20 protein-coding genes and 1 tRNA gene are annotated in these 25,291 nt (G+C 54.7%); 14 read left to right on the top strand and 7 right to left on the bottom strand.

Annotation, left to right across the window (positions count from 1 at the left end):
- Window positions 1-66: 66 nt before the first annotated feature.
- Complete coding sequence (fusA, locus tag AC6I8R_RS13340; RefSeq protein ID WP_415173478.1) at window positions 67-2,163, top strand: elongation factor G; 2,097 nt, start codon at window positions 67-69, stop codon at window positions 2,161-2,163.
- 2 nt (window positions 2,164-2,165) lie between these two features.
- Here the strand turns inward: fusA and AC6I8R_RS13335 are convergent, their stop codons facing one another.
- Together AC6I8R_RS13335 and AC6I8R_RS13330 are read right to left on the bottom strand one after the other, a co-directional pair.
- Window positions 2,166-2,954, bottom strand: coding sequence for a phosphate/phosphite/phosphonate ABC transporter substrate-binding protein (locus tag AC6I8R_RS13335; RefSeq protein ID WP_497832449.1), 789 nt, complete (start codon window positions 2,952-2,954; stop codon window positions 2,166-2,168).
- The gene (locus AC6I8R_RS13330; protein ID WP_497832448.1) at window positions 2,947-3,918 is read right to left on the bottom strand and encodes a fatty acid desaturase; all 972 of its coding nucleotides are present in this window, start codon (window positions 3,916-3,918) and stop codon (window positions 2,947-2,949) included. Before AC6I8R_RS13330 ends, AC6I8R_RS13335 begins: the two co-directional genes overlap by 8 nt.
- A 219-nt stretch (window positions 3,919-4,137) precedes the next feature.
- Here AC6I8R_RS13330 and AC6I8R_RS13325 point away from each other — a divergent pair, with 219 nt between their 5' ends.
- Window positions 4,138-5,160: an LLM class flavin-dependent oxidoreductase gene (locus AC6I8R_RS13325; protein ID WP_021182731.1), complete on the top strand. Its 1,023-nt coding sequence runs from the start codon at window positions 4,138-4,140 to the stop codon at window positions 5,158-5,160.
- A gap of 67 nt (window positions 5,161-5,227) precedes the next feature.
- On the opposite strand, the gene AC6I8R_RS13320 is transcribed toward AC6I8R_RS13325, so the two are convergent.
- Complete coding sequence (locus tag AC6I8R_RS13320) at window positions 5,228-5,836, bottom strand: glutathione S-transferase (RefSeq protein ID WP_021182732.1); 609 nt, start codon at window positions 5,834-5,836, stop codon at window positions 5,228-5,230.
- Window positions 5,837-5,982: 146 nt separating this feature from the next.
- On the opposite strand from AC6I8R_RS13320, the gene gcvA reads away from it, so the two are divergent.
- Window positions 5,983-6,870 carry a transcriptional regulator GcvA gene (gcvA, locus tag AC6I8R_RS13315; protein WP_415173481.1) on the top strand — a complete coding sequence of 296 codons (888 nt, stop codon included), beginning with the start codon at window positions 5,983-5,985 and terminating at the stop codon, window positions 6,868-6,870.
- A 115-nt stretch (window positions 6,871-6,985) separates the two neighbouring features.
- A complete protein-coding gene (locus AC6I8R_RS13310; protein ID WP_497832447.1) occupies window positions 6,986-8,539 on the top strand; it encodes an endonuclease NucS domain-containing protein in 1,554 nt (517 codons plus the stop codon).
- Window positions 8,540-8,810: 271 nt separating this feature from the next.
- Here the strand turns inward: AC6I8R_RS13310 and AC6I8R_RS13305 are convergent.
- Window positions 8,811-8,886 (bottom strand) — tRNA-Asn (locus tag AC6I8R_RS13305).
- A gap of 343 nt (window positions 8,887-9,229) precedes the next feature.
- On the opposite strand from AC6I8R_RS13305, the gene AC6I8R_RS13300 reads away from it, so the two are divergent.
- The gene (locus tag AC6I8R_RS13300; protein ID WP_208724031.1) at window positions 9,230-10,351 is read left to right on the top strand and encodes a Gfo/Idh/MocA family protein; all 1,122 of its coding nucleotides are present in this window, start codon (window positions 9,230-9,232) and stop codon (window positions 10,349-10,351) included.
- A 37-nt stretch (window positions 10,352-10,388) separates the two neighbouring features.
- Here the strand turns inward: AC6I8R_RS13300 and AC6I8R_RS13295 are convergent, their stop codons facing one another.
- From AC6I8R_RS13295 to AC6I8R_RS13285, 3 genes are read right to left on the bottom strand one after another with little or no spacing between them, the layout of a single operon-like run.
- Window positions 10,389-11,213 carry a glycosyltransferase family 8 protein gene (locus tag AC6I8R_RS13295; protein WP_021182736.1) on the bottom strand — a complete coding sequence of 275 codons (825 nt, stop codon included), beginning with the start codon at window positions 11,211-11,213 and terminating at the stop codon, window positions 10,389-10,391.
- Window positions 11,214-11,231: 18 nt separating this feature from the next.
- Complete coding sequence (locus tag AC6I8R_RS13290; protein ID WP_497832446.1) at window positions 11,232-12,668, bottom strand: D-arabinono-1,4-lactone oxidase; 1,437 nt, start codon at window positions 12,666-12,668, stop codon at window positions 11,232-11,234.
- 17 nt (window positions 12,669-12,685) lie between these two features.
- Window positions 12,686-13,324: a TetR/AcrR family transcriptional regulator gene (locus tag AC6I8R_RS13285; RefSeq protein ID WP_021182738.1), complete on the bottom strand. Its 639-nt coding sequence runs from the start codon at window positions 13,322-13,324 to the stop codon at window positions 12,686-12,688.
- Between the two features lie 192 nt (window positions 13,325-13,516).
- Between AC6I8R_RS13285 and AC6I8R_RS13280 the strand changes: the two genes are divergently transcribed.
- The 9 genes from AC6I8R_RS13280 (at window position 13,517) to tssA (ending at window position 25,290) form a co-directional block, all read left to right on the top strand.
- Entirely contained in the window at window positions 13,517-14,617 is a 1,101-nt protein-coding gene (locus AC6I8R_RS13280) for a methionine ABC transporter ATP-binding protein (RefSeq protein WP_415173484.1), read from the top strand.
- On the top strand, window positions 14,598-15,254 hold the full coding sequence (locus AC6I8R_RS13275; RefSeq protein ID WP_036624884.1) for a methionine ABC transporter permease: 657 nt from the start codon (window positions 14,598-14,600) through the stop codon (window positions 15,252-15,254). Before AC6I8R_RS13280 ends, AC6I8R_RS13275 begins: the two co-directional genes overlap by 20 nt.
- Before the next feature lie 947 nt (window positions 15,255-16,201).
- Window positions 16,202-16,792: an SH3 domain-containing protein gene (locus AC6I8R_RS13270; protein WP_415173485.1), complete on the top strand. Its 591-nt coding sequence runs from the start codon at window positions 16,202-16,204 to the stop codon at window positions 16,790-16,792.
- A 26-nt stretch (window positions 16,793-16,818) separates the two neighbouring features.
- Window positions 16,819-17,310 carry a type VI secretion system lipoprotein TssJ gene (tssJ, locus tag AC6I8R_RS13265; protein WP_021182742.1) on the top strand — a complete coding sequence of 164 codons (492 nt, stop codon included), beginning with the start codon at window positions 16,819-16,821 and terminating at the stop codon, window positions 17,308-17,310.
- 9 nt (window positions 17,311-17,319) lie between these two features.
- Window positions 17,320-18,660, top strand: a complete 1,341-nt coding sequence (gene tssK, locus AC6I8R_RS13260) for a type VI secretion system baseplate subunit TssK (protein ID WP_208724035.1) — start codon at window positions 17,320-17,322, stop codon at window positions 18,658-18,660.
- A gap of 16 nt (window positions 18,661-18,676) precedes the next feature.
- The gene (locus AC6I8R_RS13255) at window positions 18,677-19,918 is read left to right on the top strand and encodes a DotU family type VI secretion system protein (RefSeq protein ID WP_021182744.1); all 1,242 of its coding nucleotides are present in this window, start codon (window positions 18,677-18,679) and stop codon (window positions 19,916-19,918) included.
- A gap of 3 nt (window positions 19,919-19,921) precedes the next feature.
- Window positions 19,922-23,548 carry a type VI secretion system membrane subunit TssM gene (gene tssM, locus AC6I8R_RS13250; RefSeq protein WP_497832445.1) on the top strand — a complete coding sequence of 1,209 codons (3,627 nt, stop codon included), beginning with the start codon at window positions 19,922-19,924 and terminating at the stop codon, window positions 23,546-23,548.
- Window positions 23,549-23,562: 14 nt separating this feature from the next.
- Window positions 23,563-24,276, top strand: a complete 714-nt coding sequence (tagF, locus tag AC6I8R_RS13245; protein WP_497832444.1) for a type VI secretion system-associated protein TagF — start codon at window positions 23,563-23,565, stop codon at window positions 24,274-24,276.
- A 12-nt stretch (window positions 24,277-24,288) separates the two neighbouring features.
- Window positions 24,289-25,290: a type VI secretion system protein TssA gene (tssA, locus tag AC6I8R_RS13240; RefSeq protein ID WP_497832443.1), complete on the top strand. Its 1,002-nt coding sequence runs from the start codon at window positions 24,289-24,291 to the stop codon at window positions 25,288-25,290.
- Window position 25,291: the final 1 nt, after the last annotated feature.

The following is a 25,291-nucleotide window of genomic DNA, read 5'->3' as shown; positions in this document are numbered from 1 at the left end:
TAAGCTGATTGGCAACGGCGGGCAATGGTGCCCGCCTTTTTCCGTCGAACTGACTAAGGACGCATCATGCCCCGACCGCTACCCATCGAACGTTATCGCAATATCGGCATTTCCGCGCACATCGATGCCGGTAAAACTACCACCACCGAGCGCATCCTGTTTTATACCGGGATGAGTCATAAGCTGGGTGAAGTGCACGATGGCGCGGCAACCACCGACTGGATGGCACAGGAGCAGGAGCGAGGTATTACCATCACCTCGGCAGCGGTAAGCTGCTACTGGCCCGGTATGGATGGCAGCTTTGCGCCGCACCGTATCAACATTATCGATACCCCCGGACACGTCGATTTCACTATCGAAGTGGAACGTTCAATGCGTGTGCTGGATGGCGCCGTGATGGTGTATGACGCCGTGGGTGGCGTGCAGCCGCAATCAGAAACCGTCTGGCGTCAGGCCAACAAATATCATGTGCCGCGCATTGCCTTCGTCAACAAGATGGACCGCCAGGGCGCGGATTTCTTCCGCGTGGTGCAGATGATGAAAGATCGTCTGCACGCCCATCCGGTGCCGATTGTGATCCCGATTGGTGCCGAGGAGCACTTTACCGGCGTGGTGGATCTCACCAAAATGCGCGCCATTTACTGGGACGATGCCACGCAGGGTATGACCTTCAGCTACGCCGCGATCCCGGACGAATTACAGGCGCTGGCCGCCGAGTGGCGTGAAAATATGGTGGCTGCCGCCGCAGAAGCCAGTGACGCCTTGATGGATGTGTATCTTGAGCAGGGCGACCTGAGCGAGGAGCAGGTGATTGCCGGTCTGCGCCAGCGTACCTTGCTGAACCAGATCCAGCCGATGCTGTGCGGCAGTGCGTTTAAAAATAAAGGCGTGCAACGCATGCTGGATGCGGTGGTTGAGCTGATGCCGTCACCGGTGGATGTACCCCCGGTGGCGGGTATTGATGAGCACGGCGAACATGCTGAACGTCATGCTGATGATGACGAACCGTTCTCGGCGCTGGCATTCAAATTAATGAGCGACCCCTACGTTGGCCAGCTGACTTTTGTGCGCGTCTATTCCGGCGTGCTGCGTAAAGGCGACAGCGTATGGAATGCGGTGAAAGGACGAAAAGAACGCATCGGGCGTATCGTACAAATGCAGGCGAACGATCGCATCGAGATCGAAGAAATTCGCGCCGGTGATATCGCCGCCTGCGTCGGCCTGAAAGAGGTCACGACCGGGGAAACCCTGTGTGACCCGAATGCGGTCATCACCCTGGAACGTATGGACTTCCCGGATCCGGTGATTTCGCTGTCGATTGAGCCGAAGACCAAAAGCGACCAGGAAAAAATGGGGCTGGCGTTGCAGCGTCTGGCGGCGGAGGATCCGTCGTTCCGCCTGCATACCGATGAAGAATCGGGCCAGACCATTATTTCCGGTATGGGTGAGCTGCATCTAGAAATCATCGTTGACCGCATGAAACGCGAGTTTGGCGTGGAGGCCAATATTGGCCGCCCGCAGGTGACTTACCGCGAAACCATCCGCAAAACGGTACGCGATGTTGAAGGTAAGTTTGTGCGCCAGTCAGGTGGTAAAGGTCAGTACGGCCATGTGGTGCTGACGCTGGAACCGCAGCAGCCTGGGGCCGGTTTTGCCTTCGAAGATGCCACCAAAGGCGGTGTGGTGCCGCGTGAATTTATTCCTTCGGTCGAGAAGGGGATTCGTGAAGCACTGAACAGCGGCGTGCTGGCGGGATATCCGGTGGTAGACGTCAAAGCCACCCTGACCTTTGGTTCGTACCATGATGTTGACTCCTCCGAGATGGCATTCCGCATGGCCGCCATTTTCGGCTTCAAAGCGGCGGCAAAACAGGCCGATCCGGTGATCCTCGAACCGGTAATGCAGGTGGAAGTGGAAACCCCGGAAGAGTATGCCGGTAACGTGATGGGCGATCTCTCTTCACGCCGTGGCACCTTGCAGGGCATGGAAGAACGCTTTGGCGCGCGAATTATTCACGCCGAAGTGCCGCTGGCGGAGATGTTTGGTTACTCCACCACGCTGCGTTCGATGTCGCAGGGCCGTGCTACCTACAGCATGGAATTCAACCACTACGCCGAAGCACCGAAAAACGTCGCCGACGCGATCATCGCGGCACGCCATTAAACTTACAGCGCCGTCACGCCAAGCGTGGCGGCCTGCTGCTCCCACTGCAACACTTCATCGTAAAAGGCGCGATCCGGCGTAGCGAAGCCGCCGATCAGGCTGGTTGCGCACAGTTCCCGATAAGCCTCATCCTGCACCAACTGCGTCAAGGCGCTACGTAAGGCGGTCAGCGTCGGTTGATCGGTGCTGGCGGCGGTAATCAGCGGCAGCGCAGCACACAACGGCGTTTCACCAATAATCGTTAACCCGGCCAGCTCCTCGGGAAAATTGTGCAGCAACAATGCCCAGGTGATGCAATCAATGGCGGCAATATCCGCCTGCTGATGACGCAGGGCGGCCAGCGACTGGCGATGGCTGCCGCTGAAACCTGTTTCGGCAAAGAATCTTCCCTGCTGCGCCAACGGGGCCACCACGTAACGCAGCGAGTTGTAGCCGGAGTGCGAATCATCGCTGTTGCACACCGCCCGGCGACCACGAAAATCGGCCAGCGTCAGCGCTGCATCCTCCGCGCGAACCACCAGCCAGCTGCGATAACGCAAACCTTCACAACCTGGTGCGCTGGATTGAAATGCGCCCACCAGTTGCACATCCGGCAGCAGTTTTACCAATGGGTAGCCACAGGTCTGGCTCAGCAACAAGTCGTGATCGCGCCAGTGCGGCAGCAGATCGCTGTGCCACGCCACGCGGGCTGCCACGCCGCGCGCTGCCAGCAATTGCACCAGCGCATCCGTCAACGCTTCGGTGGTGGCATGGTTGATATCGTACATCGGTAAGGAAAACGTTTTAGTCATGGCGTACATCCTGTTTGCGAGCCGGGTGGGCGTTAACCGCAACCGGTCTGGCCCAAAAGCGTCGCAGCCATTCGCCATAACCCGCGACGCGAAACCCCTGGTTGCGTTGGAAATAGTCCTCGCGATGAAGCAGGTAAACGCGACGCAGGCCATACCACGGCAGGCCCGGCAGATCGTGATGTACTGAATGATAGTTGAGGTTGAGAAACAGCAAGCGCCACACCAGCCCCGCTTCGTTATTCACCGAACGCGCCAGCGGTTCCTCCTCGGCGCGATGTTCATAGAAAGACCGGACTTTGGTCAGCGCCAGCGCCGGATAACTCACCGCCAGCACTAACCACAGCGGTGAATAACCCCATTGCGCCAGCCACCAGAACAACCCAGCCAACAGGCTGAGGTGAATCACCCACATGACGATGGCCTGCCTGTCGCGCTGACGAAACGCCAGCAGCAGCGCTCGCAGCGTCGCAAGAATGTCCAGCAATGGCCCCAGCAGCAGCCGTCCGGTGAACGTATTACGCAGATGGATCACCCGGCGCTGCCAGGGCTGCAAGCGCGCCCAATGTTGCGGTGTCAGATAATAGCTTTCCGGGTCGTCATCGGGATCGGTCAGGGTGTGGTTACGATGGTGCGCCAGATGTGAATCGCGATACAGGCCATAGGGATACCACACCGCCAGCGGCAGGGTGCCGAACAACTGATTAAGGCGCGGCCAGCGGGTAGGGTGACCGTGGATCAACTCATGCTGTAACGACATATACCAGGTGGTAAAGATAATCATCAGCAACGTTGTCGGCAGCCAGCCAAGATGTTGCCCGAAAAATAACGTGCCAAACCAACCACCATACACCGCCAGCATCAGCAGCCAGGTTGGCAGTTCACTGCGCCATAACCAGCTACGCGCCAATTGATGAACCTGTTCACGTTGTTGTGCGTTGATATAGGCGGAAGAACCTTTGGGCATGATGGCGACATTGTCCTGCTGGCTGAAAGGGTGTCGCCAGACGATGCGGCAAGGTCAAAAAAAACACAAAGACCTTAATTTTCTTACTTATGTCGAAAAACTTGATGAAGCGGGTGAAAACAATTGGCTATCAGTACGGACGCGGCTGACGTAACCTTTCAGCATCGAAAACGACTTACTTACGCCGGGGCGTAACCCGCCCGCGAGGAGAACAGTTCCATGAAAAAGATTGGCTTTTTATCCTTTGGTCACTGGACGCCATCATCACAATCCGCCACCCGTTCTGCGCAGGATGTGTTGTTGCAATCTATCGATTTGGCCGTGGCCGCTGAAGAGTTAGGTGCCGATGGTGCTTACTATCGCGTGCACCACTTTGCCCGTCAGTTAAGTTCTCCGTTCCCCTTGCTGGCCGCTGTGGGTGCGCGTACCAAAAGCATCGAGATTGGTACTGGCGTGATTGATATGCGCTACGAAAACCCGCTGTACATGGCGGAAGATGCCGGCGCCGCCGACCTGATCTCCAATGGCCGTCTGCAATTGGGTATCAGCCGTGGCTCGCCGGAGCAGGTGGTTGAAGGTTATCGCTACTTTGGCTTTAACCCGAAAGACGGCGAAAGCGATGCCGATATGGGACGTCGTCATACCGAGGAGTTGCTGGAAGTGTTGCGTGGTGAAGGCTTTGCTAAACCCAATCCACAGCCGATGTTCCCAAATCCACCGGGGCTACTGCGCCTGGAGCCTTTCTCTGAAGGCCTGCGTGAGCGTATCTGGTGGGGTTCCGGCTCGAACGCAACCGCCATCTGGGCCGCGCAGCAGGGGATGAACCTGCAAAGTTCAACGCTGAAAGATGATGAAACCGGTGAGCCGTTCCATATCCAGCAGGCGAAACAAATTCGCGCGTACCGTGAAGCCTGGCAGGCAGCCGGTCATCAGCGCACGCCGCGTGTTTCCGTCAGCCGCAGCATTTTTGCTCTGACCAATGATATCGACCGTGCCTATTTTGGTCGCAGCGGCCAGGATCAGGATTCCGTCGGTTTCCTCGATGAGAAAACCCGCGCTATCTTTGGTCGCAGCTATGCGGCAGAGCCGGAACAGCTGATCAAACAGCTGGCGCAGGATGAGGCGATTGCCGAAGCCGATACGCTGTTGCTGACCATTCCGAACCAGCTTGGGGTGGATTACTGTGCGCATGTGATGGAAGCGATCCTGACCCATGTGGCCCCGGAGCTGGGCTGGCGTTAACGCAAAAACGCGCCGCTCCAAAATCCTGCGATATTTTATCGGTGCGCATTATGCGCACCTTCATTTTTTACACCGGCGGATAGTGGGCAAATAACGCGGTGTCTTCCATCTGCTGCGCCACCTGCTGCAAACGCGGATAATGTTCTGCCGGCACCACCTGCGGAATAATCGACTGAATAAATCCCCAAATCACCGCGCTGCTGATCGCCACCTGATCCGGCTGTTGCGGATTGATCTCGCGTTGTTCCAGCTCGGCATTCCAGGCTTTACAGGCCGTCAGCAGTTGCTGCGTCACGCGGTCGAGCCACGGTTGATGCTGCTTCTCTTCTGGTCGTAACGTGCATTCGTACTGGAATTGCACCGCTTTATCACTGGCGGCCAACGCCAGCCCGAGAATCTGGGTATCTTTAGCCAGCGCAGTCGGCGCTGTGGGAAGCAATTTGCGGGACGTAGCGGCCTGACTTTCCAGATAATGCAGAATCAGCGACGAATCCATCAGCGTGCTGCCATCGGCCAGCACCAGCGTGGGGGCTTTGACCACACCATTAATCTGCGCGAACTGATCAAAGTGACGAAACACCGACAGCGACTGATGTTCAAACGCCATGCCGTAATGCGCGAGGGAAATTGCCACGCGGCGTACATAAGGGGAATCCAGCATACCAATCAGTTTCATCATGACTCCTTGTAAATCCTCAGTTTCTTTGCCCAGACAGTACCCCAGCCGCCGTGATTCAGCCAGCGACGCTTTCTAAGCGTTTTTGTTAGTAAAACTTACGCTTATTGTGGCAGGCTTAGGTTTTCATTATGTGAGGAACGGTGATGGCAGATTTCCCCCCGGTTGCCAGCCTGCGTAGCTTTGAAGCGGTAGCGAGACTCGGTAGCGTTACCTTGGCGGCGAAAGAGTTGCATGTTACCCATTCGGCCATCAGCCAGCAGATTAAAGCGTTAGAAGATCTGTTGGGGGTACGCTTATTCACTCGCCAGGTACGCGGAGTACAGATTAACGAAGAAGGGCGGTTATATGCGATGCAGATCCGTGAAGCGCTGGGGCGCATTGCCGATGCTACGCGTCAGGTGCAGGTCAAACCGCGGCGCGCCGAACTTAGCCTGGCGGCGGTGCCTTCGTTCGCCAGCCACTGGCTGATGCCGCGACTGCCGCGCTTTCGTCAACGTTTCCCACATATTCATCTGCGCTTACAGGCCAGCCTGAGCGTCAACGATATGCAGCAGGCCACCACCGATATCGCCATTCGTATGGGTAAAGGTGACTGGGCTGGCGTCAACAGTCAGCTATTGTTTGCCGATACGCTGCTGGTGGTGGCGTCACCGCAGTTTAATGGCGGTAATCTGCCGCAGACCCCACAGCAAATTGCCGCCAGTGAACTCCTTTTTACCCTCGAATCCTGGGATAACTGGTGCCAGGCGGCGGGATTGAGTCAACCGATCGTACCGAATGGCCTGGTTACTAACGATTCAAACCTGATTTTACAGGCGGTACGACTTGGACAAGGTATCGCGCTGGAACGACGATCGCTGGTGCAGGACGCACTGGATCGGGGGGAAATGGTGCAACTCAGCCCGTTCAGCGTGGATTACCCGTGGCCGTATTGGCTGGTGACGCGTAAGAAGAGTGAGAAGCGCGAGGAGGAGACGGCGTTTATTAGTTGGCTGATGGAGGAAGTGGCAGTCTATCTCCGTGGATCGTAGCGGCGCAATTTATTGCGCTGGAGATTTTTCATTCGGATAATACTCTTAATTAATAGACGCTCTATATTAACCTAAGATTTCGATGGCATGATAATAAACAGATGGAAAAGAAAAAATGAAAGTTTATGAGGAAGAAATAAGAGAGAATGTAGCAAAATATCTAAATTTACTAGACCCGTCTTTGAGGTTGGTTGATCAGGAATATTTTATTCAAACAGCTAATGGGCGAGTTGCGTACATAGACATTTTAGCGAAGGATGATTTCGGTTGCTTTACTATTATTGAAATTAAAAAGAGTGATCAAACCGCAAGGTCAGCCATACAACAGCTTATGAAGTATGCGGGGATGCTGAAGAGCAAGTATAATATTGAAGAGGATAAAATAAGGTGCGTTGTGATTTCCACCGTTTGGCGAGAGTTGAAAGAAGCCTTTGATGAATATGCGCGCGTTTCACAGTACGAATTTAAAGGCTATACGGTAGGTTACCAGAGGAATAAGCCTCCAGTTTTTCACGAGATGATACCAGAGTATAATAAGGGCGATTTAAGTCCTTTGCATAATTTTATATTCTTTGAGTTCTCAAAGCAGAAGGACAGGGATGAGGCATACGATGATTTTACTAAGACGTTGAGTCAGCTACCTTCATGCAATAGTGTTGTCATTAAAATGGACTATGAGGGAGATGATGCCGTGATAGTCCACCCTTTCGGATTTTCATGGTCGATGTTTACAACAGACACTGTGTGTCTGGAAAAAGAGGTTTCCACCTTACCTCAACGGAAGCTCGAAAAATATCATATCGATATTGAGGCTCTTTTGCCGATGTGGGAACTGGATGGGGAAGAATATGCGTTAAGAACGAGAATTCTTACAGAGCAAGTCCGTATCACGGCAGAGGTCGGAGAATATACAGGCCTGGCGCTGCATAGTCTTTATAATACATTAAGCTCCTGGAAACATTTCCCACCCGTTGGTTTCGGCCGGATGTTCACCGGATCTCTGTTTGATGATGAAGATATACTATCAATGGCATGTGGTTTCTCTGGAGATCACCCTTATAGTTTCATGATGAAAACAACACCGGAAAGAAAATTTCAGTTTAATATGCTGAGGAAAAAGTTGGATGGTTTTCTTTCTTCCAATTCTCGTTGGCGTCGACAGGTTGACTTCATTCTTAATACGCTAGATGAAAAAGATATTGCTGAAATACACATTTACAATCCAATGAATTTTTTTGGATTAATTTATGATTTGCGTGAAGGGGCCAGTGAAAGAGTACCTCAGTTGATGATCAAAATAAAGAGAGGTAATGGTAAGAACGATGTCTTTTGGGGAGGGTTATATTGGACGGTGAAATGTAAAAAACAATCTGCGCATGATGCTATTGTTTCGTCGTATGGCGATGTTGCTTTTTTGAAGACTCGGATGATAGCAGCCAGATTAAATGAGTCGGATGAAAAATTGACAGATATCTATGGCTTGACGTACGAAATTTATACCAAAGTGGATGCAGATGTGTATTCTGTCGCAATTAGCGATAGCCGGGTTGAAATGAAACCTGTGAAGACGATATATACTCTTAACGATTTTATTAAAAACAATAATTGTTTGATTGATGAGGTTAAAAATTTGATAGGAAGTGAAAATAGTTCCGGTTTGATTCTTTAAGTCTGAGCTATTGGCAACAACTAACCGCATCCGAAAGCAAGTAGCCTGATTAGTTTCCTAAGCAGGCTTCTTAAATTTGGCTCTCTGGCTGGTATCGTCTTAGCCAGTAACTGGCTAATAAGTGAGATAAACCTGAACTTCTCTCCCGTCAAGACTTGAACAGCGTATCCCTAATGCTATTCAGGCCATACTGAACCGATGTTTTTGATGTGATTGATAAACTCAAAAAAGCAAAAACCCGCTCAGGTTTCCCTGAGCGGGTTTTTAAATTTGGCTCCTCTGACTGGACTCGAACCAGTGACATACGGATTAACAGTCCGCCGTTCTACCGACTGAACTACAGAGGAATCGTTTGAACGGGGCGCATAGTAACGAGCGAGCCGCGCCTTGTCAAAGCCCTTTTGCACAAATTGTTCTGACTGCTGAAGAAAGCAGCATTCTCCCGGTCTGTGGGAGAAAAATCCCGGAGCGGGTTGTGCAGTAAAATGGAACGTGCCATCCATAAAGGAGATAAATGGCAAGCTTGATTGTGATGGTAGTCACTAACTCTATGAAAAATTACATTCTGATTTGTCGTTTTTGTCAGATTCATCGCATGCATGATCACAGATATTTCATTTGGCCGTTGTGGCTGTTCAGGGTGAAATTTATATTCCGTATCACTTCTTCTGTGAACCCAGGATGTGCAGTATGAACAAAGTCAGAATCGGCATGATTGGCAGTGGTTACATCGGTCGTTGTCACGCAATCGCTTATGCGCAGGCACCCACGGTATTTGCCCTGAAGGGCGAAATCGTGCGTGAGATGCTGGCGGAGGTCAATCCGGCGCTGGCCGCCAAACAGGCGGCAACCTTTGGCTTCGCGCGTTCAACCGGTGACTGGCGTGAGCTGGTGCGTGATCCCAATATTGATGTGGTGGATATCTGCGCCCCCAACTTCCTGCACAAAGAGATGGCGCTGGAAGCGATCCGCAACGGTAAACATGTCTATTCCGAAAAGCCGCTGTCGCTCTCTGTCGCCGATGCGGAAGAGATGGTGCAGGCTGCACAGCAGGCCGGGGTAAAAACCCTGGTAGGCTTCAACTATATGAAAAACCCGACCAGCCAACTGGCACGAGAAATCATTGCCCGTGGTGAAATTGGAGATGTGGTGCATTTCTACGGTACCCACAACGAAGACTATCTGGCGAAAGCGGAAACGCCGCTCGACTGGCACTGCCAGAAAGCGCTGGCGGGCCTGGGCGCACTCGGTGACCTCGCAGCGCATATCGTCAATATGGCGCACTATCTGGTGGGCGATATCGCAGAAGTCAGTGGCGATATGATGACGGTAATTAAGCAACGCCCGGACCCGAAAGATGCCAGCCGCCTGTTGCCGGTAGAAAATGAAGATCAGGCCAGCGCGCTGCTACGCTTCAAAAATGGTGCGCATGGCGTATTTGAAACGTCGCGTATAGCCTGCGGCAGCAAAATGGGGCTGACCTATGTGGTGACCGGCACCAAAGGCACGCTGCGATACACCCAGGAGCGAATGGCGGAGCTGGAACTCTATATCCACGATGATCCGGCCGGACGTCAGGGTTTTAAAACCATTCTCACCGGCCCGGCGCATCCGGATTATGCCAACTTCTGCGTTTCAGCCGGACACGGTATTGGTTTTAACGATCAGAAAACCGTCGAAATTCGTGATCTGATTAACGGCATCGCCGCAGGTGACCGGATGTGGCCAGACTTCGCGGAAGGATTACAGGTTCAGAAGGTGCTGGAAGCGGTGGCGATATCTGCCACCGAACGACGCTGGATGACCGTATAATCTTCTGCGTTGCCCAACGGCGCGTTCAAGCGCGCCGTCAGGTCGCCATCTGCCACCACAACTTATCCAGCGCATAGTAGCGATCGCGTTCCATCTCCGGTTGATACAAATCGCGTTTCCACGGTTTCGCCAGAATATAATGCAGATTCTTAACCTCTTCGGCGTGCCACAGCTCAGGATGCTGAAAAGGCAAGGTCTTCAACGCGTTGTAGATATAAGGCAACGGCAACCAGCGCCCGGCAAACACCTCATTCAGCAAATCCTGCTCGGAAAACGGGTAGCGGCGCAAATCGTCAATGGCTGCAACTTTCTCCTGCAACTGCCGGAAGACCGCCATATCAGGTTTCAACACCAAAAAGCCGCCATTGAGATACAGATCGACGTTGGCGGGGGCAGGTTGCTGGCGCTCCTGCCAGGTGTAGTGGCAATGCTCTGGCTGCCAGCTGGCGGGATAGCTGGCAATTTGATTCGGGTTGCAGCGACAGGCATGGCAGGCGGCGAGGGCATATTCACCCAAATCGAGGGTGAAAAGCTCGTCCATATTGCGCAGTACCAGCATATCGGCGTCGAGAAACACCACGCGCTCGCAGCCGGTCAATTCCCAGACCCGCAGCTTGCTCCACACCTCGCCAAACTGCGCCGAGGCATAGTGCTGCGCCAGATCGCTTCGCGGTGTCAGCGGCACCACCGGATGAATGACGCAGCCCTCGGCCTGCAAGGCTTCACGCGTCGTCTGGTCAATGGCATCGGTGACCATCACCACCAGCGGCCAGCGGCTGGCGCTTTTTTTCAACGAACGGTGCAGCGCTTGCACGCCCACCAGATAATCGGGTTGTGTTAATAAAGTGACCCAGGCAAACATACTTTCCTCTCGTCAGGCTTAATCGAAAAGGGCGGTAACGTAGTCGTTGCTGAAACGTCGCTGTGGATCGAGCTGCTGGCGCACCGCGCGAAAGGCATCCCACTGTGGATAGATATCCCGCCAGGTGTAACGCTGCGGATCGTAATATTTTCCCCAATGGGGGCGGCCACCCTCAGCCGCGAGCAGCTTTTCCACTTCAGTAAGAAAATGCAGGCCTTCCTGCGATAGCGAACCGTCGTCGGCGTAGTACACCACAAAACCAAAAAAGCAGGTGGGCTGTTGATACGCCGGGCTGAGCCATGCCGATGATGGCCCGGTACAGCGCAGAATGATCGGGTAATGCATATGTGGATGTTTTGCCGCGTACCATGCTCTAATTTTCTCGATGACAGCGGGCGTTCGTGCCAGCGGGATACCAATCTCCACATTGATCTGCGGCACCGCAATGCCACGGCAAAATAACTGATAGATATCGCCGCTGATGTCGGTGAAGTCGCGAAAACGCGTCACGGTGCGGAACTGTTTACCCCCTTTGCCGTGAATCTGCGTATCGCGATGCATCTGGGCCAGCGTCTGGTCGATAGTTTCATTCAGGCTGCTGTCGGTCCCATCGCCATGTTCAATCACTTCACGCTGGTTGGCGTAGTAACGTTGTTGATCCTGGGGATTGGCTTCTTCGGCATTCCACACATGCAGCAAATTGTCGTCAACAAACCACCAGGCTTTGCTCAGTTCGTATTGCTGATTCCAGGTCAGCAAATCCTGACCGAGGTTGTCAGCCGTAACGGCATATTTGTGGCAGGTAAACAGGCGAAAAGGGCGGGTGCGTAACGTGACGGCTGTGATAATGCCTAATGCGCCCAGCCCCACCTGTACAGCAGAAAAATCGGCATCATCACGGGTGAATTCTCGCAGGCTGCCATCCGCCAACACCATGCGAATGCGAGTCGCTTCGTCAGCCAGTGAACTTTGATCCAGCCCCTGACCGTGGGTGCCGGTTGACATCGCACCCGCCAGAGTCTGGACCGCAATCACGCCCGGCGAGGAGGCCAGCATGCGATCCATCCCGGTCAGGGTGGCATAGATCTGCTCCAGTTGGGTGCCAGCGGCAAAGGTGACGCTCTCATCATCGACAGCGATCACCCCCTGCATTGCGCTGAGATCCAGCAGCAGATCCTGTGCCCCGACGCCCAGCATCCGGCCTGGCGACAGACGGCTGCCGAGCACGCGTACTTTGCCTGTGGTCTGACGCAGCAGTTGTTGTAATTCCGCTTCGCAGGTTGGCCGCTGTAGCTGGGCACGCAGACCGACGACGCTATTTTGCGCCCAGTTCCACAGACGGTTTTCGTTATCGATGTTGGCGGTATGGCGTAAAGGATAAAGGTGGGAATCTTTCACTACGGCGTTCCTTAGTCTGAGGTCTGTGATGGTCCCATTGACTAAAGCGTAGACCATCACAGCGCAGCCGCAGACTAAGGGGCCTTGCGGATATAGCGGAGCGTGGCGGTAACCGCCAGTTGGCGATTGCGGTGGATACTCTCCTCTTCACTGTTATCCGGGCTAAACAGCGCGTTAAAGGTATAACGGTTGGAGACATGATGGACGCAGATGCTGCTTATCAGGCGATGCACATCAATGGTATTCACGCCGGTGATAAAAATGCCCTGCTGTTGCCCGCGCGACAAAATGTCATCGAGCAGGTCGAGGGCACTTTTATTCAGCGCTTTAATACGTTCTGATTGGGTGATGTAGCGACCGCGCAGCAGGTTTTCAGTGCAGACCAGCCGCATAAAATCCGGGTGCGAAACGTGGTAATCGAAACTGGCTTCCACCAGTTTGGTCATCGCCTCTTCCGGGGCCATCGCCGCGAGATTCAGCCCAGTTTCGTGCTGACGAATCGCCTGATAAACCTGCTCCAGCACCTCGATATACAACTTCTCTTTATTTACGAAGTGATAGACCACCATACGTTTGGTGGTCTGAGCGTGTTCAGCAATCTGCTCCAGCCGTGCCCCTTGCATACCGAATTCGGCAAAGGTTTTCAGTGCGCCAGCAAGGATGCGTTTCTTCAGCCCTTCAGGGTCATTTTTACGTTTGGTCGTTTCTGACATAGTGCTCAATAACAAGGTGCGAAAAGGTGATGTTAGCACAGCATGCTGGGTGAAAACGTAAGGCTGTGCGCTTTATATGCTTTTTGTGAATAACAATTCTGAAATCGAGATTAAGTGATAATAAGTCGCTGCGTATACTGCGCTGATTCCCGGCCCGCGAGCCGGGCCATGCGCGCCCGATGCAGGTGAACCATGACACTACTCTTTCCCGATGACATTTCATTATCGCGCCGTGCGGCCACGGATACGACAGATATTGTGCACCGTTCACCGGTGGTGGTTAACGTACGCGATCTTTCTCGTACGTTTGGTGCAACTCATGCGCTGCGCAAACTCTCTCTGACCGTCAATCAAGGCGAAATCCTCGGCATCATCGGCCGCAGCGGTGCCGGGAAATCGACGCTGATTCGCTGTCTTAACGGCCTGGAACAGCCGGACGAAGGCGTGATTGAAATCGAGGGACGTGCGATCAGTGGATTGTCGGAACAGGATCTGCAAGCGGTGCGTAGCCGGGTTGGCATGGTGTTTCAGCACTTTAATTTGCTCTCGGCAAAAACCGTGGCGCAGAACGTGGCGTTGCCACTGAAAATTGCCGGAGTGGCGAAAGCGCTGCGTCAGCAGCGTGTTGCGGAGTTATTACAGCTGGTGGGGCTGTCCGATAAAGCGGATCACTATCCGGCGGCACTGTCGGGTGGTCAGAAGCAGCGTGTGGGGATTGCCCGGGCGCTGGCGGGGAAGCCCGCGTTGCTGCTATGCGATGAGGCGACCTCAGCGTTAGATCCTGAAACCACCCGCTCCATTCTGGGGTTGCTGAAATCTCTTAATCAGCAACTTGGCATCACCATTCTGTTGATCACCCATGAGATGGAGGTGATCAAATCCGTCGCGCATCGGGTCGCGGTGATCGACGCCGGGGAAATTATTGAAAGCGGGCCGGTATGGCAGGTATTCGCCCATCCGCAAACCCCACTGACACAAACGCTGCTGCGCGGTTTGCTGCCCCAGTTGCCGGAAAATCTGGCGGCGCGTCTTCAGCAACAACCTGTCGGTGAAGTCATTTATCGCGTTGATTTTGCCGGTGAAGATGATCAGGGCGATTTACTGACGCGCCTTGCAACGCACTGGCCGGGGGCATTCCGTTTATTGCAGGGTGGGGTAGACCACATTCAGCACTACGCGGTAGTCCGTTTCTTTATTGCGTTGCCGCAGGCGCAACAGCAACCCGTCATCAGTTGGCTGCAACAGCAGCAGGCACAAGTGGAGAGAATCGGCTATGTCACCGGTAATGATTGATTTAATGCTTAACGCCATTGGCGAAACCTTGCTGATGACGCTGGTTTCTGGCCTGTTTTCACTGGTTGCCGGGCTGCCATTGGGTTTGATTTTAGTGGTGACCAGTCCCGGTGGCATTGCCGAACACCGGCTGATTAATCAGGTGCTGGGGATCATCATCAATGGGTTTCGATCCTTACCCTTCATTATTCTGCTGGTGGCGCTAATCCCGTTTACCCGTTTTCTGGTTGGCACGTCGCTGGGAACCTGGGCGGCGATTGTTCCGCTGTCGATCACCGCGACGCCTTATTTTGCCCGTGTAGCGGAAGTGTCCCTGCGCGAGGTGGATCGTGGCCTGATCGATGCTGTGCGTGCTATGGGAGCCAGTAAATTGCGTATTGTCTGGGAAGTGTTAGTACCGGAAGCGTTACCGGGTATTCTGGCGGGATTCGTCGTTACGCTGGTGGCGTTAGTGGGTGCCTCCGCGATGGCCGGGGCGATTGGTGCCGGTGGCCTGGGGGATCTCGCGATTCGCTACGGCTATCAGCGTTTTGAAACCAACGTGATGCTGGCGGTGATTGCGGTGCTGATCATTCTGGTATGCGGTATTCAGTGGCTGGGCGATCGTCTGGTGGCAAAAGTGGATAAGCGTCATTAATGACGATTTCCTCGTAATGGCGCGATAAATCGCGCCATTTTTTTATGCCTGTTCCGTTCATTCTGGTGTAAACCCGGTATTCATTCCATTCCCTTCACATTCAAGCCGCATGTTTCTATCTAAGAGACAGGTCAAAATTCTGCCATTTACAGACATAACTATGTCCCTTTTTGGTTTTGTAAGTATAAAAACCCGTCTTGCCTGACATAACTCAAATTGAGTAAATGCGTACTCAATCAGGACCACTTTTTTTGTGAAATTTTATGAATTTTAGATGTGTGAATTTTCATTATTAGTAGCAAAATTCTTATTAATTGCTTCGTTTTTTAAGACGATTCTGATTTTGTCTGCCTAAAACGAGGTAAATTTCCATTAGAATTATTTGTTAAGTAATGTTTATGGATGTTTCCAGGAATACCGCACGTTGATATTTTGTCAGGCTTATGTAAACCTTTGCCCGATGTTAACACATGGATGATGATTTATGCTCACGGGCGGGTTTTACCAGGCTCGTGCGGTAGCTATGATGCTACAGAATGATCATAACTAATTGATTTAGATCGATTGTGATCCGTGTTGCTCGCGATTAATATTCGTCACGACTTTTGCACCCTGATTGAGCGGTCTTATAAGGCAGGGTGGATTTCAGACCAGGAATGTCATAAGTAAATCTTGTGTACGCTGCTTTACCCCCTATTGAGTTGCAGATATTGATCACTTCAGTGAATGTTTTATAACTGCATATCAACCCCCTCCTGGTCTTACGCTCCCTTTTATTGCATCTGAAATACTTAATTGGAACTGATCAATTTTAAGCAGATATTTGGTCAACAGATTCCGATAAATAGTGTGGTCAATTTTCTAAATGGTCCTGATTGCATCGGTTCGCCCGGCATTCAGTGATTTATTTTGCTAACAACCGGCCAATGGCCATTTTTTAGAGATTAATGGAACTAAACATGAAGAAAATGGTGAATCTCCGCATTGCGTTAAGCCTGCTGTTTGTCTTTGTTGTTGCAGGTTGTAAAGCGCCACCACCCATCACTGACGACACCCTGGTGACCAGCACCGTTGACGGTGTCACCCTGGTCCACCGTCATGCGGTCAATCCGCCTGCGCAGTTCAGTCCTGTCAATGACGCCTATCGCGCGCTCTACCCGACCTCGGTGATGACGCGCCCTGACTACGGCGGCAAAGTGGTGACCACGCTGAAAACCGGTGAAACCTACACGGTCCTTGGCATGGTTGAGAACAATTGGCTGGCGATTGGCGAGCAGCCGCAGCAACAGGCCGAAGCCGCACCGACAGAAGGGCAGAAAACCGCGGCTGCGCCAGCAGCAGCCACGCCAGCTGCGGCCCAGCTCACTGGTTATGTCCCGTTCCGCGCTCTGGTGAAAAGCGATCTCTACGATCAAACCCTGAAAGCCGATCAGCCGAAACGTCGGGCGCGTACCGCAAAGAAAAAGACCTGCGTGTCGGTCGATGGCGACAGCAAAGCCTGTCAGAACGGTAACAGCGGTACCTGGATCATCAACTAATCTCGCTAAACATGGAGGGACAGGTGATGTTGATAAGTCGCCTGAGAAAGTGGTGTTTGCCGCTGTTCGTCCTGTTACTGGCGGCATGCAGTAGTAGCCAAACCTCAGTAGCGCGCTACAACCTGCATTTCCAGGCGCATCCGCAAATCAATGCGGGTGCGCCGCTCAAAGTTCGGGTGATGCTACTCACCTCTGACGCCGCATTTATGTCTGCCGATTTCTATTCACTACAAAACCAGCCGGGGGCAGTGCTCGGCGCTTCACTGCTCAATAACCAGGAATTCTTCCTGAGAGCAGGGCAACTCAGTAACACGCTCAGTGGTAAGAGTCTGGCCGAAGCCCGCTTCATCGGCATCATGGCGGAATATCAGACGTTGGACGGCAAAGTCTGGCGCCTGGCGCTGCCCTTCCCGGACGGGGATGACAGTGCGTTCTGGCAGTTCTGGAAAAGTAACGATGGTGAGCTGAATGCCAGCATCGTGGCGGATATCAACGGCCTGCGCCTGGTTAAGCAGTAAAGGATGATTATGAACAGAGCCGAAAAGGTGGTGTGGACGGAAGGTATGTTTCTACGCCCGCATCACTTCCAGCAGTCGGAAAATTTTCTGCACAGTACCTTACGGGAATGGGGCCAGTCCCAGCGTGTCTACACCTGGGGATTTTTTGACGTTGAATTTGATGACGCGCTGCTGCGCCAGGGCAAGCTGGCATTAAGTGCGGCCAGTGGTTGTCTGCCGGATGGCACCTTCTTCGCCTTTAGTCAGCCACAGCAGGGGCCGGCTCCTTTGGATCTGCCGGACAATGTTGATCGGGCGAAAGTGGTGCTGGCGATCCCGACGCGACGTAACGGACGCGAGGCCGTGACCTTTCAGGATGCGTCGGACTCGCTGGCGCGTTATCTCGCCTGGGAAACGGAGGTCGAGGATGACAATGCGTTGGCCGTTGGCGCGGCCACGGTGCAATTCGGTAAATTGCGCCTGCGTCTGATGCTGGAGCAAGACCTCACTGCCGAATGGACCGCAATGGGTGTGGCGCGGGTGGTGGAAAAGCGTAGCGATAATCATGTTCGTCTCGACAGCGATTACATTCCGCCAATGCTCACCCTGACCGGAAATCACGGGCTGCAAAGCATGCTGAACGACCTGCATGGCCTGATTCAGCAACGCAGCCAACAATTGAGCCAGCGCACGCCTGGTACCGGGCGATTCAACAGCGCTGATATGGTCGATTTCATGCTGCTGGCGCTGTTAAACCGGCAGCTTGGTCTGCACGCGCATCTGCAAACCTTACCGTTGCTGCATCCCGAATCCCTGTATAGCCACTGGCTACAACTGGCGTCAGAGCTATGCACCTGGTCGCCCGCCCGCACGCCTGACGCATTCCCGCGTTATGACCATGACGATTTACATGGTTGCTTCATGCGGTTGACGTTGCAGCTTCGCCAGGGGTTGTCGCAGGTGATGGAGGAGAGCGCGATTCAGTTGCCGCTGACGCAACGATCGCACGGGCTGAATGTGGCCACGGTACCGGAGAGCAGCATGGTGCGCGAATTTGGCTTTGTGCTGGCGGTGAAAGCCAGCGTGCCCGCCGATGCGCTAAAAACCCATTTCCCGGCGCAGATGAAAGTCGCGCCCGTCACCAAAATTCGCGATTTGGTGCAGTTGCAGTTACCTGGCCTGTCACTGATCGCCATGCCGGGTGCGCCGCCACAAATCCCGTGGCATGCGGGCTACAGCTACTTTGAACTGGATAAAAACAGCGAGCTGTGGAAGGAGATGGAGCGCTCGGGAGCCTTTGCACTTCATCTCGCCGGTGAATTTCCAGGCCTGAATATGGAGTTCTGGGCCATTCGCAGTCAGTCAGAATAATCAAAACTGAGCACGCATGATGCAGCCACAACAGAAACCGAATAGTGATGCCGCGCAGCCCGATGTTAGCCACCAGAATGTGTTGGTGGCAGCGGCGAATCCGCTGATTAACGCCATCCCGCAGATCCGGCACTCCGTTTCCCATGACGATCCCGCGCGTCTGCGCCAGCAGTTAATTGACCAGATCCGTCGCTTTGAACTGAGCTGTCAGCAGTCGGGCCTGAGTTATGAAGTGATCATTGGTGCGCGTTATTGCCTGTGCACCGCGCTGGATGAAGCCGCCGCGTTGACGCCGTGGGGTAGCCGTGGCGTCTGGACCAGCAACGGTTTGCTGGTCACCTTTCACAATGAAACCTGGGGCGGGGAGAAGTTTTTCCAGTTGCTGGCAAAACTGTCGCAAAATCCGCGTCAGCATATCCTGCTGCTGGAGTTGATCTACTTTTGCCTGCTGCTGGGTTTTGAAGGGCGTTACCGGGTACTGGACAACGGGCGTTCGCAGCTGGAAACCATCAAACAACGGCTGTTACAGATGATCAAAAGCGTCCGCGGCAGTTATGCGGCGGCGCTGTCGGTGCATCCGACCGATCAACCGGTGCTGCGCAAGCTGTGGCGTCCGATGATTCCGCTGTGGGCCTGTGCCGCAGTGGCCGCGCTCGGTGCCTGCCTGTTCTATATCATTCTTAACTGGCGACTGGGAGATTACACCACGCCGGTGCTGGCTAACATTTATCAGACCTCATTACCGGAAATGCAGATCCGTAACCCGGCACCGCCGCCACCTGCCGCGCTCAATCTGAAAACCTTCCTCAAACCGGAAATTGATGCCGGTCTGGTGGCCGTTCGTGATGAAGCCGATCAAAGCGTGGTGACGTTGAAAGGGGATGGCTTGTTTACCTCCGGCGCGACCACGGTGCGTGGCCGTTATGAAGCGGTTATCCAGCGTATTGCGGCGGCGATGAACAACGTCAGCGGCAAGATTCTGGTGGTGGGCTACAGCGATAACGTGCCGATCCGCAGCGCCCGCTTTGCCTCCAACTATGAACTCTCTCTGGCGCGCGCGCAGTCGGTTCAGACCTTGCTGCAACAGCAATTGACCCAACCGGCGCGCGTTAAAGCGGAAGGGCGCGGCGAAAGCAATCCGCTGGTGCCGAACACCAACGCCGAGAACCGTGCACGCAACCGCCGCGTGGAAATCACGCTGCTGGTGGCACCGGATGCAACGCACGCTGAACTTAACGGCCTGGCGAGAGGGAACTAATCCATGCTGAATCTGCTTTTTGCCGTGCTGACCAGCCGCCTCGCCTGGGGTTTTGTCGGCATCACGGCGCTGTCATTTATCATCTGGGTCATTGGCCCGGTGTTCTCGATTGTCGATTCGCGGCCACTGGAGCCGGAACAGAATCGCGTGATCAGTATTGCCTTGCTGTATCTGGTGTGGGGTTTAAGCCAGGCGATACCTCGTTTCTACAACATGTGGCTCAATCGTAAGTTGATGTCGAGCCTCGAAACCCCACAGTCGGACGTGCCCGATCAGGATCGCAAACGGCTGACCAACGAGGAACAGGTGCTGGCGAGCCGTTTTGGCGAAGCCACGGAGATGCTAAAGAAAGCCCATTTCCAACGCCATCACAGCAAAGGAACACCGTTCTGGGCGCAACGATTCAGCCGCCAGTATCTCTATCAATTGCCGTGGTACATGATCATCGGCGCACCCGGAGCCGGGAAAACCACCGCACTGGTCAACTCCGGCCTGCAATTCCCGCTGGCTGACAAGTTGGGTAAGGCGGCGCTGCGTGGCATTGGCGGTACGCGTAACTGCGACTGGTGGTTCACCAACGAAGCGGTGCTGCTGGACACTGCCGGGCGCTACACCACTCAGGAGAGCCAGCAGGAGCGCGACGCCAGCGAGTGGCACCACTTTCTTGCTCTGCTGCGCAAATACCGTGGTCGTCAGCCGATCAATGGGGTGATCGTCACCCTGAGCGTGGCGGATCTGTTGAGCCAGACACCGGAAGCGCTGCGTAATCAGGCTCTGGCGTTACGTCAGCGCTTGATGGAGTTACATGATCGTCTCGGTATCCGTTTCCCGGTCTATGTGCTGGTCACCAAGGCGGATTTGTTAAAAGGCTTCCGCAGCTATTTTGCCGGGCTGGATAAAGCACAGCGCGAGCAAATCTGGGGCTTCACCTTTCCCTGGGCGCAAGCCTCCACTGCCGATTTCGAACTCAGCAGCCAATTTCAGCAGGAATATTCGCTGCTGCAACAACGTCTGGATGCCGGATTAGCCGATACCCTGCTGGGAGAGAGCGACGCCCAGGCGCGCGCGGAAAGTTATCTGTTCCCGCAGGAGTTTGCCGCATTACGTCCGTTGCTGGCCGAGGCGCTGGAAACGTTATTCGCCCGCTCCGATTTCGAAACCCAGTTCGCACCGCGCGGCATCTACTTCGCCAGCGGCACGCAGGAAGGTTTGCCGTTTGACCGCGTGATGGGGGAATTGACCCGTGCGCTCCATCTGCCGGGACAACAGCAGGGTGAATCAGGCCGCTGGGATCAGGTGGGGAAAGACGCGCCGATTCCGCCCACTAAGGGACAAAGCTTCTTCCTCAAGGACATGCTGGAAGATGTTGTCTTTCAGGAGTCCGGGCTGGCGGCCAGCAATCGTTGGTGGGAGCTGCGCAATCGCGCCGGTTTATGGTCTGGCTATCTGGCGTTATTGGTAGTGGTGGTGATTGCCGGGGCGTTATGGCTCACCAGTTACAGCAAAAACAAAGCCTATTTGCAGGAGATGGCGGCAAAAACGCCGCAGGTTGAGCAACTGGGTGAACAGCTACAACGTCAGGGAACCGGCGATCTGTTTGCGCTGGTGCCTTATCTCAATACGCTGCTGCATTTGCCAGAGAGTAAAGACTTTTCATTGCAGGACCCGCCACTGACGCGTCGTATGTGGTTGTACCGTGGTACTGAAGTGAGCGATGCCAGTCAGGCGCTGTACAACAAAGCGTTGAAGCAACTGTTGCTGCCCCAGGTGGCGCAAAACATCACCCGCTGGCTGCGTAATGACAACGGCAGCGATGCAGACTACAGCTACGAGGCGCTGAAGGCGTATCAGATGCTGTATCAACCGAAGCATTATGACGGCAAGTTCCTGCAAGCCTGGTTGATGTTGAATATCTCGCGTGAGCTGCCGCAAAACGTGACTCAGCAGGAAGTGAAGCAACTGGCATGGCATCTGCAACAATTGCTGGAGACACAAATTCAGTCCTCGCCCTATGCGCAGGATGATGCGCTGGTAAAGCGCGAGCAGGCGCTGATTAATCAGATGCCGCTATCACAGCGCGTTTACGGACGCCTGAAGCGCCTGCTACAACGTGATGGCAGCTTACCCACCGTCAGCCTGGCTGCACTGGGTGGTCCACAAAGCGAATTGGTGTTTTCGCGCAAAAGCGGTAAGTCGGTCAACGAGGGTGTCTCTGGCCTGTATACCCCGGAAGGGTACTGGCAGCACGTCGATAAACAGATCGCGCCGGTGACGCAGGCGCTGTACCAGGATGATGGCTGGGTGTTAGGCGGCACGACGCAACAGGAGAACAGCCAGCAGACCGATTTGGCGGTACGCCAGCTTTATATGCAGGATTACATTCGCCAATGGGAGCAGTTCCTCAGCGATATCCAGCTCAACAACAGCGCCGACCTCGCACAGCGTATCAACACGGCCCGCTTGCTCTCCGGCAACCATTCGCCGCTGCGCCAGTTGGTGATTAACCTGAGTAAAGTGCTGACGCTGACGCGCGCGCCAGCCGATGACAAAGCGGAACAGTCAACGCCGCCAGCCTCAGACAACAGCGCCACCCGCACCTTGCAGGCGTTGTTCAGCGCACCCAAAGCCAATGCAGCGCAAAGCAGCGGCGGCGCGGCACCGGAACAGGTGGTGGGTGCGCATTTTGCCTCGATCATCGAGCTGGCGCAGCCGTTGCAGCAGGGCAGTAAAGTGCTGGCAGTGGACGATTTTCTGCACCAGATCGACGATCTGTATCGCTACCTGACGGCGGTGCAGGATGCCGCCAACAGCGGCATGCCACCGCCATCAAGTGATGCCATCAGCCGCGTGCAGGCCAGCGCCGGTCGTTTGCCGGGTACCTTGCAAAACATGGTTTCCAGCATGGCGGTAGGGGCCAGTTCGGATGCCCAGCGTCGTGATATGGATAACGTGCGCAAACGCATCCAGATGGAGGTAGGGAGTTTCTGTCAGCAGGCCATCGCCGGACGTTATCCGCTGGTGCGCACTGGCCGCAACGAAGTAACCCCCGACGATCTGGCGCGCATGTTTGCGCCGGGAAGCGGCCTGATGGACAGCTTCTTCCGCGACAACCTGGCGAACAAGGTCGATACCACCCATGCTGCGTGGCGCTTTACGCCGGGGATTGACGGCAAAACCTTACCGGGTGGCGAAGCGCTGCTGCGGCCGTTCCAGCAGGCTCAGTCAATCCGCGATGCATTCTTCACCAATGGCGCGACCACGCCATCTTTCCGCGTCACCCTGCGCACGGTGAAAATGGATAACGATATCCTCACCCTGACGCTGGATGTTGACGGACAAATTCTGCGCTACAGCCACGGTCCACAGGCCGTGCAGATGGTCAACTGGCCGGGGCCGGGGGGGACCAGTCAGGTCAGGATGCAGCTTGGTTTAACCAACGGCACCACCTCAACGCTCATCACCAGCGGTCCCTGGGCGTTAAATCGCTTTTTTGATCGCGCCCGCGTGTCGCAAGCGGGTGGTTTGACCCGTGAAGCCAGTTTTAACGTCGAAGGACATCAGGTCACGCTGTCGTTTACCCCCGGCAGCATTCGCAACCCGTTCCAGCTTCCCGCTTTTAGCTGCCCCTGAATCGGAGCCTTACGATGACGCAATACGCAGCCCCCGGCTGGTACGGCAAATTGCCCAGCGCGGGTGATTTTGTTAAGCGGCGCTTTCCCGATAGCTTGCTACGGCAATGGTCGCACTGGTTTCAGGTGGGTTTACACCACTGGCAAACCAGTGCTGACGGGGAGAGCGCCCCTTCGCGCGCCTTTCTCAGTGCACCGGTGTGGAATTTTGTTGTGCCGCCCATGCTGGGTAGTCAACTGGTACAGATGGGCAGTCTCACCGCTTCGCGTGATAGCGTGGGTCGCCACTATCCGCTGTGCGCTCTGCGTCACTTCAGCCCGACGGAGTGGTCGCCTGCGTTGTTGGCCCGCTCGGGTGATTGGTATCAACAGGTGGGAAATACCTTGTTGCGGGTGGTACGGGATAACAGCAGCCCGGAACAGTTGGATCAGGCGTTACTTAGCATTCCCCAGCCACAGCCGCCCGAAGCGGGAGAGTCATCTGACATTCTGACGATTATTGGTGACGGAGGCAGCGTGTCGAACCTGAGTTGGCAACTGCCTGCCGACAGCTTTGATCCACAGTTTTACACCAGTTTCTGGTGGACCAACCAAAGCGACGGCTTCCCGCTGTACACCCATGTGCATAGCGGCAACTTCACTGCCCAGTTGTTTTCGTTGCTGTTTGATCCGGCTGGCGGTGCGAAACCTGGACGAAATGGACTTTATCCCCCGATGTTTGAATCCTGAGGTACAACCCGCATGACTATCGATCTCGACGCACTGCTGGTGCCGATCAGCAACGACGACCCCTGCGGTGAAAACCTGGAATATCACGCTGATTTTCAGGCGATGGAACAGGCCAGCGCCGGTAAAGCCGAGCAGCAATTTGGTGAAACCATCATCCCGGCGGAACCGGCTGACTGGAACCGGGTAGAAAAGCTGGCGACCGAACTGTTGAGTCGCAGCAAAGATTTACGTGTGATGCTGGCCCTCACCCAGGCATGGACCCATCTTAACGGGCTGCCGGGTTATGCGCAGGGACTGGCGTTAATTGAACAGGCGTTGCTGCGCTATTGGGATCCCCTGTGGCCCCGCCTCGAAGAGGATGGCGAGCTGGATCCGTTCTATCGCATCAATGCGCTGGCGCTGCTGGAGGACGCCTCCTCGCTGACTGCCGCTGTTCGCCAGGCATGGCTGCTACGTCACGCCTCGGATGGCATCACCCTGCGCGATGCCATCGCCTTGTGCGATGGCAGCAAAAGCGAGACGACAGACTATCCAGGCGGCATGGCACGTTTGCGTGATGAGCTGGCGCAGCAGGGACAGCCCGCTGCCGCCACCGTGCAGCAGATTGATCAGCGTCTGCAAAGCTTGCACCACATCATTGCCGAACGACTGGGTGAAAGCGCCGTACCTGATATGACGCAAGTGCAAAAAAATTTTGCCGTGCTGGTCAGCCTGACGCAATCGGCTGAAGTGGCTGAGGTGGCACCGGACACCTCCCACGATCAACAGACCGACGCACCGGCCCCGCGCTCTGTCGCTGACTGGCGCACAGCACAGCTGACCAATCGCGCAGATGCTCAGTTGATGCTGGAAAAAGTGAAACAATACTTCGCGCAACATGAACCCAGCCATCCGGCCCCATTGATGATTGACCGCGTCCAGCGGCTGATCGAACTCGATTTTATGGACATCATCCGCGACCTGGCGCCGGACGGCGTTCATCAGTTGCAAAACATCTTCGGACGCCACGACTAAC

Source organism: Pantoea sp. X-Soil-OKNW-713 (assembly GCF_059730685.1).
Note: the sequence above shows the minus strand (reverse complement) of the source record. Positions and strands in the feature narration are given on the sequence as shown.

Coding starts and splice junctions, on each gene's coding strand:
- fusA (WP_415173478.1), top strand. CDS start 67: ATGCCCCGACCGCTACCCATCGAACGTTATCGCAATATCGGCATTTCC.
- AC6I8R_RS13335 (WP_497832449.1), bottom strand. CDS start 2,954: ATGACTAAAACGTTTTCCTTACCGATGTACGATATCAACCATGCCACC.
- AC6I8R_RS13330 (WP_497832448.1), bottom strand. CDS start 3,918: ATGCCCAAAGGTTCTTCCGCCTATATCAACGCACAACAACGTGAACAG.
- AC6I8R_RS13325 (WP_021182731.1), top strand. CDS start 4,138: ATGAAAAAGATTGGCTTTTTATCCTTTGGTCACTGGACGCCATCATCA.
- AC6I8R_RS13320 (WP_021182732.1), bottom strand. CDS start 5,836: ATGAAACTGATTGGTATGCTGGATTCCCCTTATGTACGCCGCGTGGCA.
- gcvA (WP_415173481.1), top strand. CDS start 5,983: ATGGCAGATTTCCCCCCGGTTGCCAGCCTGCGTAGCTTTGAAGCGGTA.
- AC6I8R_RS13310 (WP_497832447.1), top strand. CDS start 6,986: ATGAAAGTTTATGAGGAAGAAATAAGAGAGAATGTAGCAAAATATCTA.
- AC6I8R_RS13300 (WP_208724031.1), top strand. CDS start 9,230: ATGAACAAAGTCAGAATCGGCATGATTGGCAGTGGTTACATCGGTCGT.
- AC6I8R_RS13295 (WP_021182736.1), bottom strand. CDS start 11,213: ATGTTTGCCTGGGTCACTTTATTAACACAACCCGATTATCTGGTGGGC.
- AC6I8R_RS13290 (WP_497832446.1), bottom strand. CDS start 12,668: ATGGTCTACGCTTTAGTCAATGGGACCATCACAGACCTCAGACTAAGG.
- AC6I8R_RS13285 (WP_021182738.1), bottom strand. CDS start 13,324: ATGTCAGAAACGACCAAACGTAAAAATGACCCTGAAGGGCTGAAGAAA.
- AC6I8R_RS13280 (WP_415173484.1), top strand. CDS start 13,517: ATGACACTACTCTTTCCCGATGACATTTCATTATCGCGCCGTGCGGCC.
- AC6I8R_RS13275 (WP_036624884.1), top strand. CDS start 14,598: ATGTCACCGGTAATGATTGATTTAATGCTTAACGCCATTGGCGAAACC.
- AC6I8R_RS13270 (WP_415173485.1), top strand. CDS start 16,202: ATGGAACTAAACATGAAGAAAATGGTGAATCTCCGCATTGCGTTAAGC.
- tssJ (WP_021182742.1), top strand. CDS start 16,819: ATGTTGATAAGTCGCCTGAGAAAGTGGTGTTTGCCGCTGTTCGTCCTG.
- tssK (WP_208724035.1), top strand. CDS start 17,320: ATGAACAGAGCCGAAAAGGTGGTGTGGACGGAAGGTATGTTTCTACGC.
- AC6I8R_RS13255 (WP_021182744.1), top strand. CDS start 18,677: ATGATGCAGCCACAACAGAAACCGAATAGTGATGCCGCGCAGCCCGAT.
- tssM (WP_497832445.1), top strand. CDS start 19,922: ATGCTGAATCTGCTTTTTGCCGTGCTGACCAGCCGCCTCGCCTGGGGT.
- tagF (WP_497832444.1), top strand. CDS start 23,563: ATGACGCAATACGCAGCCCCCGGCTGGTACGGCAAATTGCCCAGCGCG.
- tssA (WP_497832443.1), top strand. CDS start 24,289: ATGACTATCGATCTCGACGCACTGCTGGTGCCGATCAGCAACGACGAC.